12 protein-coding genes, 2 tRNA genes and 1 pseudogene are annotated in these 12,583 nt (G+C 63.9%); 8 read left to right on the forward strand and 7 right to left on the reverse strand.

Annotated features, from left to right (window positions below):
* Positions 1 to 78 precede the first annotated feature (78 nt).
* A complete protein-coding gene (locus tag ATO9_RS17830; protein ID WP_043752539.1) occupies positions 79 to 2,388 on the reverse strand; it encodes a DNA topoisomerase IV subunit A in 2,310 nt (769 codons plus the stop codon).
* A gap of 152 nt (positions 2,389 to 2,540) precedes the next feature.
* Here ATO9_RS17830 and ATO9_RS17835 point away from each other — a divergent pair, with 152 nt between their 5' ends.
* The 4 genes from ATO9_RS17835 to ATO9_RS17850 all read left to right on the forward strand — a co-directional run bounded on the left by ATO9_RS17835 (position 2,541) and on the right by ATO9_RS17850 (position 4,824).
* Complete coding sequence (locus tag ATO9_RS17835) at positions 2,541 to 3,101, forward strand: SH3 domain-containing protein (protein ID WP_043752542.1); 561 nt, start codon at positions 2,541 to 2,543, stop codon at positions 3,099 to 3,101.
* A 45-nt stretch (positions 3,102 to 3,146) separates the two neighbouring features.
* Positions 3,147 to 3,977, forward strand: coding sequence for an SDR family NAD(P)-dependent oxidoreductase (locus ATO9_RS17840; protein ID WP_043752544.1), 831 nt, complete (start codon positions 3,147 to 3,149; stop codon positions 3,975 to 3,977).
* Positions 3,978 to 4,051: 74 nt separating this feature from the next.
* Positions 4,052 to 4,249: a twin transmembrane helix small protein gene (locus ATO9_RS17845; RefSeq protein WP_043752546.1), complete on the forward strand. Its 198-nt coding sequence runs from the start codon at positions 4,052 to 4,054 to the stop codon at positions 4,247 to 4,249.
* A gap of 2 nt (positions 4,250 to 4,251) precedes the next feature.
* Entirely contained in the window at positions 4,252 to 4,824 is a 573-nt protein-coding gene (locus ATO9_RS17850) for a cob(I)yrinic acid a,c-diamide adenosyltransferase (RefSeq protein WP_043752549.1), read from the forward strand.
* A 3-nt stretch (positions 4,825 to 4,827) separates the two neighbouring features.
* On the opposite strand, the gene ATO9_RS23630 is transcribed toward ATO9_RS17850, so the two are convergent.
* The 3 genes from ATO9_RS23630 to ATO9_RS17865 all read right to left on the reverse strand — a co-directional run bounded on the left by ATO9_RS23630 (position 4,828) and on the right by ATO9_RS17865 (position 7,400).
* Positions 4,828 to 5,796: a GGDEF domain-containing protein gene (locus ATO9_RS23630; RefSeq protein WP_162183083.1), complete on the reverse strand. Its 969-nt coding sequence runs from the start codon at positions 5,794 to 5,796 to the stop codon at positions 4,828 to 4,830.
* The gene (locus ATO9_RS24495) at positions 5,774 to 6,298 is read right to left on the reverse strand and encodes a methanogen output domain 1-containing protein (RefSeq protein ID WP_043752553.1); all 525 of its coding nucleotides are present in this window, start codon (positions 6,296 to 6,298) and stop codon (positions 5,774 to 5,776) included. The genes ATO9_RS23630 and ATO9_RS24495 overlap by 23 nt, the downstream gene beginning before the upstream one ends.
* A 115-nt stretch (positions 6,299 to 6,413) precedes the next feature.
* The gene (locus ATO9_RS17865; protein WP_043752556.1) at positions 6,414 to 7,400 is read right to left on the reverse strand and encodes a 2-hydroxyacid dehydrogenase; all 987 of its coding nucleotides are present in this window, start codon (positions 7,398 to 7,400) and stop codon (positions 6,414 to 6,416) included.
* 108 nt (positions 7,401 to 7,508) lie between these two features.
* On the opposite strand from ATO9_RS17865, the gene ATO9_RS17870 reads away from it, so the two are divergent.
* The 4 genes from ATO9_RS17870 to ATO9_RS17885 all read left to right on the forward strand — a co-directional run bounded on the left by ATO9_RS17870 (position 7,509) and on the right by ATO9_RS17885 (position 10,370).
* Entirely contained in the window at positions 7,509 to 8,045 is a 537-nt protein-coding gene (locus tag ATO9_RS17870; protein WP_043752559.1) for an SH3 domain-containing protein, read from the forward strand.
* 173 nt (positions 8,046 to 8,218) lie between these two features.
* Positions 8,219 to 9,568, forward strand: a complete 1,350-nt coding sequence (locus tag ATO9_RS17875) for a mechanosensitive ion channel family protein (RefSeq protein ID WP_043752562.1) — start codon at positions 8,219 to 8,221, stop codon at positions 9,566 to 9,568.
* Between the two features lie 101 nt (positions 9,569 to 9,669).
* Positions 9,670 to 9,744 (forward strand) — tRNA-Gln (locus tag ATO9_RS17880).
* 395 nt (positions 9,745 to 10,139) lie between these two features.
* Positions 10,140 to 10,370: a hypothetical protein gene (locus tag ATO9_RS17885; protein WP_043752565.1), complete on the forward strand. Its 231-nt coding sequence runs from the start codon at positions 10,140 to 10,142 to the stop codon at positions 10,368 to 10,370.
* 255 nt (positions 10,371 to 10,625) lie between these two features.
* Here the strand turns inward: ATO9_RS17885 and ATO9_RS17890 are convergent, their stop codons facing one another.
* From ATO9_RS17890 to ATO9_RS17895, 3 genes and pseudogenes are all read right to left on the reverse strand, one after another.
* Positions 10,626 to 11,372, reverse strand: a complete 747-nt coding sequence (locus ATO9_RS17890) for an SDR family NAD(P)-dependent oxidoreductase (protein ID WP_043752568.1) — start codon at positions 11,370 to 11,372, stop codon at positions 10,626 to 10,628.
* 544 nt (positions 11,373 to 11,916) lie between these two features.
* A pseudogene (locus ATO9_RS23945) lies at positions 11,917 to 12,072 on the reverse strand (transposase); the annotation flags it as partial.
* Between the two features lie 413 nt (positions 12,073 to 12,485).
* Positions 12,486 to 12,575: transfer RNA gene (locus ATO9_RS17895), tRNA-Ser, on the reverse strand.
* Between the last annotated feature and the right edge of the window lie 8 nt (positions 12,576 to 12,583).

Below are 12,583 nucleotides of genomic sequence, written 5' to 3' on the forward strand. Positions count from 1 at the left end.
CGCTCTTCAACCGTTTCGGCAAAAACGAAGGGCCGGTCCATCCGGGCCGGCCCTTCGTTTTTCGGTGATCCCAATCCCTCAGGTGAAGGTGTTGTTACGCGGGAAGCCACGCGGCGCCATGCGACCGGAGGAGGCGCGCTTGGCCAGCCATTCGTCCAGCTCCGTCTCGGTGCGGGTGCGGCCGGCGGGGTCGTGCCAGCTCAGCCCGTCGGCGAGGGTGAAGGTGGTCAGGTCAGACAGGCCGCCATCCTTGTATTTCTGCAGGCGGACACCCTTGCCACGATTCATCTCGGGCAGTTCGTCCAGCTTGAAGATCAGCACCTTGCGGTTTTCGCCGACCACAGCCACGGCATCGCCGGTGACCGGTTTGCAGATCAGTGCGCGGGCGCCGTCCTTGACGTTCAGCACCTGCTTGCCCGAACGGGTCTGGGCCAGCACCTCGTCCTCGGGCACGATGAAACCATCGCCGACAGACGATGCCACGATCAGACGCTGGCCGGGGCGGTGGATCAGGATATCCACGATCTCGGCCTCGTTCGGAAGGTCGACCATCAGGCGCAGCGGCTCGCCGGTGCCGCGCCCGCCGGGCAGGTTCGCCGCGGACATGGTATAGAACCGCCCGTTCGATCCGAAGACCAGCAGGCGGTCGGTGGTTTCGGCATGGAAGATGAACCGGCCCTCGTCGCCATCCTTGAACTTCAGCTGCTGGTTCAGGTCGATATGGCCCTTCATGCCCCGCACCCAGCCCATCTTGGAGCAGACGACGGTGATCGGTTCGCGTTCGATCATCGCCTCGAGCGGGACCTCTTCGACCTCGGCGGCCTCTTCGATCAGGGTGCGACGGGCGCCGCCCTCGGACTTGGCACCGAAGGTCTTCTTGACCTCCTTGATCTGCTCGCCGACGCGGGACCATTGCAGGTCTTCGCTGTCGAGCAGGTCTTCCAGCCCGGCGCGTTCCTCCATCAGGGCGTCGCGCTCGCGGATCAGCTCCATCTCTTCCAGGCGGCGCAAGCTGCGCAGGCGCATGTTCAGGATGGCCTCGGCCTGGACCTCGGTCAGCTCGCCCTCGGCATCGAGCCCGATGGGGCTGACATAATCCGCCTCGGAGGAGGCGCGTCCGCGTTCGACCGACCAATCCTCGGCCATCAGCGCGGCCTTGGGGTCGTCGTCGTAGCGGATGATGTCGATCACGCGGTCGAGGTTGAGGAAGGCGATGATGAAGCCTTCGAGCACCTCGAGGCGGTGGTCGATCTTTTCCAGCCGGTGCTGCGAGCGGCGCAGCAGCACCTCGCGCCGGTGATCGAGGAAGGCGCGCAGCACTTCCTTGAGCGAGCAGACCTTGGGCGTCACGCCGTCGATCAGCACGTTCATGTTCAGGCTGAACCGGGTTTCGAGGTCCGAATTACGGAACAGCATGTTCATCAGGACATCCGGGTCCACGGCCTTGGAGCGCGGCTCCAGCACCATGCGGATGTCATCGGCGCTTTCGTCGCGGATATCGGCGAGGATCGGGACCTTCTTGGTCTGGATCAGGTCGGCCAGCCGTTCGATCAGCTTGGATTTCTGCACCTGGTAGGGGATTTCCGTGACCACGATCTGCCACTGGCCCCGGCCCAGGTCCTCTTTTTCCCACTTGGCGCGCAGGCGGAACGATCCGCGCCCGGTGCGATAGGTTTCCGCGATGCTGTCGCGCGGTTCGACAAGGATGCCGCCCGTGGGGAAATCCGGACCCGGCACGTAGTTCAGCAGCGTCTCGTCCCGGGCATCGGGCGTCTTGATCAGGTGCAGCGCGGCGTTGCACAGCTCGTCGATATTGTGCGGCGGGATGTTCGTGGCCATACCGACCGCGATCCCTGAAGAACCGTTGGCCAGCAGGTTCGGGATCGCCGCGGGCAGCACCACCGGTTCGGTCAGGGTGCCGTCGTAATTGTCCCGGTAGTCGACCGCGTTCTCGGACAGCCCTTCCATCATCGCCTCGGCGATGGCGGTCAGCCGGGCCTCGGTGTAGCGGCTGGCGGCGGGGTTGTCGCCGTCGACATTGCCAAAATTGCCCTGCCCGTCGACCAGCGGATAGCGGACGTTGAAATCCTGCGCGAGGCGCGCCATCGCGTCGTAAATCGCCTGGTCGCCATGGGGGTGGTAATTGCCCATCACGTCGCCCGAGATCTTGGACGACTTCCGGAACCGCCCCCCTGCCGTCAGGCGAAGTTCCCGCATGGCATAGAGAATCCGGCGGTGCACAGGTTTGAGCCCGTCGCGCGCATCGGGCAGCGCACGGTTCATGATGGTCGACAGCGCGTAGGTCAGATACCGGTCACCGATCGCGCGGGAGAGCGGTTCGGACGTGTCGGCACCGCCCATGTTGGGGTCATCGATCAGGTCGCTCATAGATCATGTGTACCCGCGTCGATTGTCACCGTAAAGACGACACAGCGTCTTTTCCGGTTTTCCTTACTCAATCAGATAGTCGAATCGGTATATAAGGAAACTATTACCTTTACAGTGCGTTACACCGATAGCTGCCAACATCGGATCGGATCATGAAAAAGTTTATCTTCCTCACCTTCGCCTTTCTCGCCTGGGCCTTTTACGAAATGAGCGGGGGGGACGAGTTCCAGCCGCAGGCCGCCGTCGCCGCCGAAGAACCTGTTGCCGAGGTTGTCAGCACGTCCGGTTCCGAACCGGCCGTCAACGTCCCGGTCGCCGCCAAGGCCGAACCGATCGAGCCGCAGGTGACCCGCGCCTCCTTCACCAACCCCAATGTCGCCCTTAGCAAACCGAGCGAGGACCAGCTGGCCGCGCTCGACCCCGAGGTGCTGGATTCCTTCGCGGCCGTGCTCAAGGACGAACCGCAGCCCGTCGCGGCGGATGGCGGCCTGGTGGCCGGCAAGATCGCACTGGACCTGCGCGAAGTGTCTGGCAACCGCGTGAACATGCGCAACGGGCCGGGCACCAACTTCTCCATCGTCGACCGTCTGACCCGCGGTGAACAGGTCGAGGTTCTGGCCGAGCCGGGCAATGGCTGGCTGAAACTGCGCGTCTCCGACAGCGGGCGCGTCGGCTGGATGGCCGATTTCCTGGTCACCGCCGCGGCGGAATAAACCGCCCCACTTGCATCGCCCCCGCCTGCTGGTCATAGCGGGGGCATGACCCAACGTTCCCTCCTGATAACGGGCTGCTCTTCCGGCATCGGTTATGATGCGGCCCATGGCATGGCGAAGCGCGGCTGGCGCGTCTTCGCCACCTGCCGCAACCCCGATGACGTGGCGCGCCTGCGCGACGAGGGGCTGGAATGCTTTCACCTCGATTACCGCGATAGCGACACGATCCGATCGGCCCTTTCAGCGGTGCTGGAGGCGACGGGCGGGACGCTGGACGCGCTTTACAACAACGGCGCCGTCGCCCTGCCCGGCGCAAACGAGGATCTGCCCCGTGAGGCCCTGGCGCTGGTGATGGAAACCAACCTCTACGGCCCGCACGAACTGACCCGTGCGGTGATCCCGGTGATGCGGCGACAGGGACATGGTCGGATCGTCAATTGCTCGTCCGTGCTGGGGCTGGTCGCGGCGCCGTGGCGTTCCGCCTATATCGCATCGAAATTCGCGCTGGAGGGGCTGACCGACACGCTGCGGATCGAAATGCGCGACACCCCTATCGAGGTCATCCTGCTGGAGCCGGGCCCGATCACATCGCGGATCCGGGAAAACGGTGCGGCGCTTTTCGAGGAATGGATCGACTGGGAAAGCTCTGCCCGCGCGGATCAGTACAAGGGACAGCTGCTGCAACGGCTGTATCGCGCGCCGGGGCGCGACCGGTTCGAACTGCATCCATCGGCCGTGACCGAGGCGCTGAGCCGGGCGCTGGAGGCGAAACGCCCCCGCCCGCGCTACCGCGTGACGGTACCGACCCATGCGATGGCGCTGGCGCGGCGGGTGCTGTCGTCGCGCGCTTTGGACTGGGTGCTGGCCAAGGGCTGAGCCTGCGCGGAAATCTCGCGTTCGCTTTTCCCGTCCGGGCCGCTACATGAGGAGCGTGTTGAAGGAGAGCATGCATGTTTGACGATCCGCTGTTTATCATCGTGGCGCTGGCCGTGCTGGCCGTGGCCGCGATCCTGCTGGTCGGGATCGGTGGGTTCGCCGCTGGAGCCGACGGAAAGAAATCCAACAAGATCATGCAATTGCGTATCGTCGCACAGCTGGTGGCCGTCGTGCTGATCCTGCTGTTCGTCTGGCTGCGCAGCGGAGGTTGACCATGGTAGTCCTGTCGAAAATCTACACCCGGACCGGCGATGCGGGCGAAACCGCACTTGGCGACGGAACCCGCGTGCCCAAGCCCTCCCTCCGGGTCGAGGCTTACGGCACCGTGGATGAAACCAATGCGACGATCGGCCTCGCGCGGCAGCATTCCGAGGGCGACATGGACGCGGCCCTGGCGCGGATCCAGAACGACATGTTCGACCTGGGGGCCGATCTGTGCCGGCCCAACATGGAGGCCGACGCGGATGCCGAATACCCGCCGCTGCGGATCATCGCCAGCCAGGTGGAGCGACTGGAGTCCGAGATCGACGCAATGAACGCCGACCTGACCCCGCTGCGCAGCTTTGTCCTGCCGGGCGGATCGGCGCTGGCCGCGCATCTGCACCTGTGCCGCACCGTGTCGCGGCGGGCAGAGCGGTTGTCGGTGGCGCTGCTGGCCGAAGAGGGCTGCAACCCGGAGGCGGTGAAATACCTCAACCGCCTGTCTGACTGGTTCTTCGTGGCCAGCCGCATCGCCAATGACGCTGGCAAGGCCGACGTCCTGTGGGTTCCTGGCGGCAGCCGCTGACCGTCAGGACGCGCGGGCGATCTTTGTCGACGGGTCGTCGGGGCCCGACTTGGTTCGGGCCTTGTCGGCGTACATCCGGCGGTCCGCGCATTCCAGCAGGGCCGTCAGGGTTGCACCATCCTTCGGGAACCTGGCTATGCCGATGGCGGGCTGAACCGTCAGTATGCGCGTCCCACCATTGCCGGTCAGAACCGGGAAGCGACGCGACATCGCCTTGCGCAGGCGGTCTTGGCCTTGCGGGTCTTCGGACAGATCGCAGCTCGGCATGTAGACGGCGAATTCATCGCCCCCCATGCGCCCCGCGATATCGCCGGAGCGGATCGTCGCATTCAGTGACTGGGCAATTTCGTGCAGCAGCTTGTCCCCTGCCGAATGTCCCATGCAATCGTTGACCGATTTGAACCCGTTCAAATCGGCGTAGAGGATGGTCGCACTCGCCTGCCCCGCCAGCCTTTCGGACACCCGATCACGGAAACCGGTCGCATTCAGCAGCCCGGTCATCCGGTCGGTCATCGACAAATGGCGCCAGCGCGCGACCTCGGCCCGCATCTTGGCCTCGGCTCGGGCGACGCGGTCCTGCATCAGGCGGCTTTCCTGGATCTGGCGGTGCGCCTGGACAAATTTCGACGCGATGCTGGCGCCGTTGCTTTCCTGGACAAGGATGTAGGGGCCGCCCGCATCCTCTGCGCTGACCCTGGTGCAGGATACGTTCAGCCGATCGCCCTCGGGCGTCGTGAAGACATGAAACACCGCCTGATCCGAGCCGAGGATATCGTCCAGCACATCGGGGCGGATGGGGAGGCAGGTACTGTCCGGTTCGGGTCCGATACCAAACACGTTCCGCCCGACGCGGTTCGCGGCAACGACCCGCCCCTTGGCGGTGATCAGGAAGGCAGCCCCGCTGAGCCCGCCCAACATGGCGAGCATGCCTGACAGGAATGCAGACGTCTCAGGCAAAGAATTCCTGACCATCTTCGGCCTCTGACCGGGAGAGATTGACGGTGACCAGACAGCGATTGTCACCCTTGGCCAGCGATTCCTTGACATGGACACGGGCATAACCGGTGGCATTGGCGGCGATGCGACCAAAGACATTGGTGGTCATCATGCACAGCGAGGGACGCCCCCCCGCCTCAGCACCGAAGGGGCAGCGGCAATTGGTGAAGGTGACGCTGTCTTCGGCCACGTCTTCAACCACGAATTCGCCGCCGATCTGCGCCTTGAACTGCTGGAGGTAATCGGCCAGCTGCGCCGACGAGGCGCCGCAGAGCGTTTCAGCGCGGGCAAGGTCGCTATTGCCGATCTGGCGGCCGACGATGCCGATGAAGGCCTCCGCATCCTCGACGCCGACGACATCCTCGATCGTGCCGCAGAGCGTCCCGATCATCTGGTTGAAGAAGGCCTCACGGTTGAGATCGGCTGAGGGGGCCAGCTGCGGCGCCGGCTTCGTGGGAATATCGGCAAGTTTGTTCATTTTGGTTTCCTGTCCGTTCACAGACAGAATCCCAGCAAATTACAAACCAAAGATTAACGCGGACCGGTCTGACGCAGATTTTCTGGTCTCCGGCCGATCCGCCACGCGGGACGCGTCAGAGCATGCCCGGCACGATCTGGTCCGGCGGCCGGTGACCGTCGGCGAAGGTCTTGATATTGATGATGACTTTCTCACCCATCTCAGCCCGCCCCTCGCGCGTGGCCGAGCCCATATGCGGCAGCAAAACGACGTTCTTGAGCTCTCTCAACTCGGCATTGGCCTCTTCGCCATATTCATAAACGTCGAGCCCGGCACCGGCGATTCCCCCGGCCTTGAGCAACCGCGTCAGCGCATGTTCGTCGATCACCTCCCCGCGGGAGGTGTTCACGATCACCGCCTCGGGCTTCATCAGCTTAAGGCGACGGGCGTTCATCAGGTGGAAGGTGGAGGGCGTGTGCGGGCAGTTGATCGACAGCACGTCGACCCGCGCAACCATCTGGTCGAGGCTTTCCCAATAGGTCGCGCCCAGCTCTGCCTCGGTCTCTTCGCGCAGGCGGCGGCGGTTGTGGTAATGCACCTGCATGCCGAAGGCATTGGCGCGGCGTGCCACGGCCTGCCCGATGCGGCCCATCCCGAGGATGCCCAGCCGGCGTCCGGCGATCCGACCGCCCAGCAGGGCACCGGGGCTCCAGCCTTCCCAGTTGCTGGACTGCATCTGCGCCAGGCCTTCGGGAATGCGGCGGGTCACAGCGAGGATCAGCGCCATGGTCATGTCAGCGGTGTCATCGGTGACGACGCCCGGCGTGTTCGACACGAGGATGCCGCGCGCCCGGCAGGTGGCAACGTCGATATGGTCGACGCCCGCCCCGTAATTGGCGATCAGGCGCAGGTTCGGCCCGGCCTGCCCGACCAGCCCGGCGTCGATCCTGTCGCGCAGGTTGGTGACAAGCACATCGGCATCCTGCACCGCCTCGGCCAGCTCGGCGCGGGTCATCGGGCGGTCCGCCGGGCCCAGCGTGACGTCGAACAATTCGCTCAGACGCTCTTCGACCTTCTTGGGCAAGCGTCGCGTAACAACAACACTCAGACGTTGAGTTGGCATGCGGGCCCTCCCCTGGCTTCCGTCGGTCGCAAATCACTGGCAAAGTGGCGCAAAGAGAGCGGAGGCACAAGAACCGCCGCTCATTCCGAGGCAGATTCAGGCGGACCCATGAGGCAGAGCTGGACCGGCGCGCTTGCGCTTCTTCTCTCGATCGCGATTTTCCCGGTCAATCCGGCCGCGGCAGATAGCAAGGTATTGAAAACGAGCGCGACTCAAGAGGTCGGGCCGGTGACCCACCTGCCCCTGCCGCGCTACGTCTCCATGAAGGCCTCCAAGGCCAATGTCCGCCGCGGGCCCAGCCGGACCCACCGGATCGACTGGGTCTACATGCGCCGCAACATGCCGCTGCAGATCACCGCCGAATACGGCCACTGGCGCCGCGTGCGCGACCAGGAAGGCGTGGGCGGCTGGATCCATCATTCCCTGCTGTCCGGCGTGCGCACGGTGCTGATCGAACAGGACATGCTGGAATTGCAGGTCCGCCCGCACGAAACCGCCGCCGTCAGCGCCGAGCTGGAACTCGGCGTCGTCGCCCGGCTGGAGGAATGCCTGCCGGATTGGTGCCGCCTGTCGGTCGCGGGCTTCCGCGGCTGGGCGCCGAAATCGGCGCTGTGGGGCGTGGACCCGGACGAGCTGCGCGACTGATCGGGCGGGACCCTCGCCCGGATCCCTCGCGTCACCACGGGCGCCGACCTCGCCAACCTGCGACGATTTCACCCGGCCTGCCCTCCCGGATCCCCCGACCGACGCATTGTCGTTGAACCGGCCCCGGTTTCGGCTAGGATCGCGGATATTCTTTAACCGATTTCAGGCCCCTGATGATCCGTCTTCTTCTCGTGGCGCTTGTCGCGCTGACCCTGACCCATGCCCCGGCCGCCGCGCAGGAGACCGCCCAGCCCACCGGCACGATCGGCGTGGAGGACAGCGCCGAACGCGACGCTGCCATTGCCACCCGCATTCGGGACATCCTGACCGAACTGGACGGTTACGAGGACGTCACCGTCACCGTGTCCTCTGGCATCGTCACGTTCCGCGGCACCACGCTGGACGCGGAAACCGCCAACCGCCTGAACGATCTGTCCGGCCGCGTCGAGGGCGTCGTCGCGATCCGCAACGAGGTGAGCGAGACGACTGATGTCGTTCGCCGCCTGAACCCGGCTTGGCAGCGGTTCGAAAAGCGGATGTCGGACCTTGTGGCCTGGTCGCCGCTGCTACTGATCGCCTTCTCGGCCTTCCTGGTCGTCGTCTTCCTGGGCGTATTGCTGGCCCGTTTCCGGCAACCCTGGGAGCGCCTGGCCCCCAATGCCTTCATCGCCGACATCTACCGACAGCTGATCCGGCTGGCCTTCGTCGTCGCGGGCATCGTGGTGGGGCTCGATATCCTGAACGCGACGGCGCTGCTGTCGACGATCCTCGGCGCGGCAGGGATCATCGGTCTGGCCATCGGTTTCGCCGTGAAGGACACGGTCGAGAATTTCATTGCGTCGGTGATGCTGTCGATCCGCCAGCCCTTCCGCCCCAATGACGCGGTCGAGATCAATGGCGACGAGGGCAAGGTGATCCGCCTGACCTCGCGGGCGACCATCCTCCTCAGCTGGGATGGCAACCAGATCCGCATTCCGAACTCCACCGTCTTCAAGAGCCGCATCGTGAACTACTCGATGAACGCGGAACGGCGGTTCCTGTTCGATATCGGCATCGCCCCGGATGCGGATGCGGCGCTGGCCGTGAAGGTGGCGCAGGACACGCTGGCCGCCCTGCCCTTCACGCTCAAGACCCCCGCCAGCGACGCCTGGATCGACGGGATCGGTGACAGCACGGTAACCCTGCGCCTGATCGGCTGGATCGACCAGCGCGAGACGTCCTTGCTGGCCGCACGCGGCGAGGCGATCCGCCTGTCCCTGGCCGCCCTGACCGAGGCCGGGATCGACATGCCGGAGCCGACCTACCGCCTGATCGGTGCCGGTGGAGAGGGCTTTACCGACACGCCCGACCGCGCCGCACCGACCCGCGGCACCGAAACCGCCCAGCCCGCCCCCCGCCCGGCCCAGGCCGAGGCGCTGGACGTGCAGGCCCATGCCGAGCATGAACTTGAGGCCATCGTCGACGAGGAACGCCGGGACAAGAACAACGAGGATCTGCTGACCTCCGACGCCCCGACCGAATGAGCCCACGTCCCCCGTCAGGGCCACAGGAAAGAATAGGTGCATTTTCCCGGCAAAAGGGGCTTGAACCCCGAAGCCGCCCGGAGTAATCAGCGCTCCACCGTTGGGGTGTAGCCAAGTGGTAAGGCAGCGGTTTTTGGTACCGTGTATCGTAGGTTCGAATCCTACCACCCCAGCCATGTTTTCCCACCAGAACAAAAAAGCCCAAGAATTTGGGGTCGCAAGGATGCGGTCCGGAAATACTGTCTCAGAGAAATCTGAGACAGGGCCACAAGCTGTATCACAGGATGGGCCACATCCTGTTGGCACACGCTCAGCCGACGGCACTGCGGCAGGCGCCTGCAACGCGGCAACGATGCCCTCGAAGACCCGCCGGGCCCGGCGTTGGCCAGGGCCCTATCTTCTTCTCAGAGGGTCGACCTACTACTTCAGAAAAAGATTACGTTGCGTCAGAAATCAGGAAAAATGCACGGGAAAATTTCTGTGCCTCTCCCTACGGACGAATTTTCGGACCGAGGCGATGTGCCGGGCGGCGCATCTCCTCTCAGCCCTACAACGCGGAGAGAGAAAAATAATGTCAAACACCGCCGCAACCGCCGTCACCGCAGAGCAGATCATGGTCATCCTGTCCGATATCCTGCGCGCTGAACCCAACCGCAGCATCGACGCGCAGAACGCAGGTGAGCCCATCGACGACGACGAACTCGATCTCCAGATCCAAAGCCGGACGGACCAAGGTGACGATATGGGTCCCCATGCCCGAAGGAACGACTTTCGACTCGTGGACCAGATCGCGCGGGAATAGGGCCGATAGCCGGCTCGGTTGTAAGGGGCGGAAAGCGGCCATTCGCTACAAGCGCAAGTGTCATGGTTGGCGTGCTGGTAAGCGGTCGTTCGTAGTTGACGCCCGTCATGGAAGCCACCCAAGCAAAGCTGGCAAGACCAGACCTTCTTGAAGACGAGCCTACGATACGGTCCTTCTTCAGAGTTTTTTGGAGACCATGATCTGTTTTGCGCCGCTTCGAGGTCGCGACGCGGCTCATTGATAATAGGCGGCGACCTACTTGAAGGTCAGGCCGCCGTCGATGACCAGCGTCTGGCCGGTGACCGTCTCCGCTCGGCAGAAGGTCAGTGCCTGCTCGGCCACGTCGTCAATGGAGGTGGTCTTCTTGAGTTTCGCCGCCTCGCGCCACGTCGAAACGAAGCTTTCCGGTGCACCGCTGCTCATCACCGTGTTCTCCATCAGCCCCGGTGCCACGCAGTTCACACGCACATCCGGTGCCAGCGAGGCTGCGAGGAACCGGGTTAAACCCGACACGGCAGCCTTCGTAGGCTGAAAGGCCCGGTCGGCCCCCCACGTCCCGTGCCCGATAGTGGAACCGAAATTGACGATAGCACCCCGCGCGGCGCGCAGATGCGGCGCGGCGGCCCGCGAGGCGAGGAAGGGGCCGCGGAAGTTAATGTCGCTGATGCGGTCCCAGGTCTCGGGATCGTAGCCGGCGAGATCGCCCGCCGGCGGCCCCCCGGCCGCACCGGCCGCGTTCATAAGGATCGCGAGGCCGCCCAGCGTCTCGGCCGCCATCGCCACACCTGCCTCGACCGAGGTCGGGTCGCGCAAGTCGAGCCGGACGGCGACGGCGCGGCCTCCGCGCTTTTCGATCGCTTCGCAAGCGTCGGTCGCGCGATCCTCGCCGACGCTCCAACCCACGGCGACGTCGGCACCTGCTTCCGCCAGCCGCTCTACCAACCGGCGGCCAAGGCCGCCATTGCCGCCGACGACGAGGGCCGGCTTTCCGGCGATGTCCATGTTGCGCGCTCCGTTCCCGTGTGTGGGTGTTCTACAAAAACTTTCAATGGCGCAATACTCGGGCCACGTGTTCAACCGATCAAGCAGGAATCTGTCCCGTCGATGGCTTCGATGACGCAGAGAGACGTCGCAAGGCCGCTCCGAGCGCGAAGCGGACCGCCTAATTATGTCTGAGGGAATCCTGGGACCTGCGGTGTTTTGGACGAGATTGACTCGGAGGTCCTCAGATGGCGAACGCTCAATCGGTTTCTGACCACTGGGGCAAAGGCGATGTTTAGGCGCGCATTCTGGAGGCAATGAAACTAGCCGGGATCGCCCCCCGAGTCCGCGATCATCGATGACCTCGCACCAGTTGATCATTTCCACGCACGCGGCTTCCCTGAGACCGTAGAGCTTGCCGATATCTTACCGATCCAAGTGGGAGACCGGCTCGTCGACATTGGCTGTGGCATCGGCGTTCCCGCCAGATACCTAGGCTCTGAATCATTGGGTTTCACAGCCAGCAGATGACGATTGCGGCGAGAGCAATGGCCGCGATGACCACCTTCGGCGCATCCCTCCAGCGCAAGCCATTGCGATCTATGAAGATAATTCCGCTCAAGACACGCCGGTCGTCGACACCCGGCTTGCCGTGGGACTTCGGGAATTAAGGTTTTGAACGCACCACCTGAGCGTCGTTTAGCCAGAAGAGATCAGACATATCACCGCTCTGTTTTCGCGCGGTGAATCATGCCCTGCCACTGAAATCAATGGGTCCTAAGCCTAGTTCCGCACTGCCCAATCCGACATCGATCCTAAGCAGGCTGCCCTTTCTGTTCTTCTGTCCCTTGACAACCACGTGCACGATCCAATGCCGAGCGCCCGAAGGATCAACAACCAGATAAATACCGTTGCCGTCGCCATGGCGACCAGCTCCGGGATTCTCGACCAGCTTCTTTGTGCGTTTGCCTGACAGAGCCGGGCGGAATTGCACCACAATTCAGACCACACAGCGAACGTAAACCTGCGTCATCGAAGAAAACCGAGACAAGGACGTCACGTCAGGAAACATCAATAAAATTAAGAAACCACGCCATCAGAGAGAAGCATATTGAACCGATCGAAATTGTGTGGTGGCGGAGACGAAGGGATTCGAACCCTCGAGACGGTTTCCCGCCTACTCCCTTAGCAGGGGAGCGCCTTCGACCACTCGGCCACGTCTCCGTCGACCC

Source organism: Pseudooceanicola atlanticus (assembly GCF_000768315.1).
Classification (GTDB): Bacteria; Pseudomonadota; Alphaproteobacteria; order Rhodobacterales; family Rhodobacteraceae; genus Pseudooceanicola; species Pseudooceanicola atlanticus.

Excerpts from the sequence above, each read along its gene's own strand:
- ATO9_RS17840 (WP_043752544.1), top strand. The coding sequence starts at position 3,147 with ATGACCCAACGTTCCCTCCTGATAACGGGCTGCTCTTCCGGCATCGGT.
- ATO9_RS17885 (WP_043752565.1), top strand. The coding sequence starts at position 10,140 with ATGTCAAACACCGCCGCAACCGCCGTCACCGCAGAGCAGATCATGGTC.
- ATO9_RS17830 (WP_043752539.1), bottom strand. The coding sequence starts at position 2,388 with ATGAGCGACCTGATCGATGACCCCAACATGGGCGGTGCCGACACGTCC.
- ATO9_RS17835 (WP_043752542.1), top strand. The coding sequence starts at position 2,541 with ATGAAAAAGTTTATCTTCCTCACCTTCGCCTTTCTCGCCTGGGCCTTT.
- ATO9_RS23630 (WP_162183083.1), bottom strand. The coding sequence starts at position 5,796 with ATGGTCAGGAATTCTTTGCCTGAGACGTCTGCATTCCTGTCAGGCATG.
- ATO9_RS17850 (WP_043752549.1), top strand. The coding sequence starts at position 4,252 with ATGGTAGTCCTGTCGAAAATCTACACCCGGACCGGCGATGCGGGCGAA.
- ATO9_RS17875 (WP_043752562.1), top strand. The coding sequence starts at position 8,219 with ATGATCCGTCTTCTTCTCGTGGCGCTTGTCGCGCTGACCCTGACCCAT.
- ATO9_RS17865 (WP_043752556.1), bottom strand. The coding sequence starts at position 7,400 with ATGCCAACTCAACGTCTGAGTGTTGTTGTTACGCGACGCTTGCCCAAG.
- ATO9_RS17870 (WP_043752559.1), top strand. The coding sequence starts at position 7,509 with ATGAGGCAGAGCTGGACCGGCGCGCTTGCGCTTCTTCTCTCGATCGCG.
- ATO9_RS17890 (WP_043752568.1), bottom strand. The coding sequence starts at position 11,372 with ATGGACATCGCCGGAAAGCCGGCCCTCGTCGTCGGCGGCAATGGCGGC.
- ATO9_RS24495 (WP_043752553.1), bottom strand. The coding sequence starts at position 6,298 with ATGAACAAACTTGCCGATATTCCCACGAAGCCGGCGCCGCAGCTGGCC.
- ATO9_RS17845 (WP_043752546.1), top strand. The coding sequence starts at position 4,052 with ATGTTTGACGATCCGCTGTTTATCATCGTGGCGCTGGCCGTGCTGGCC.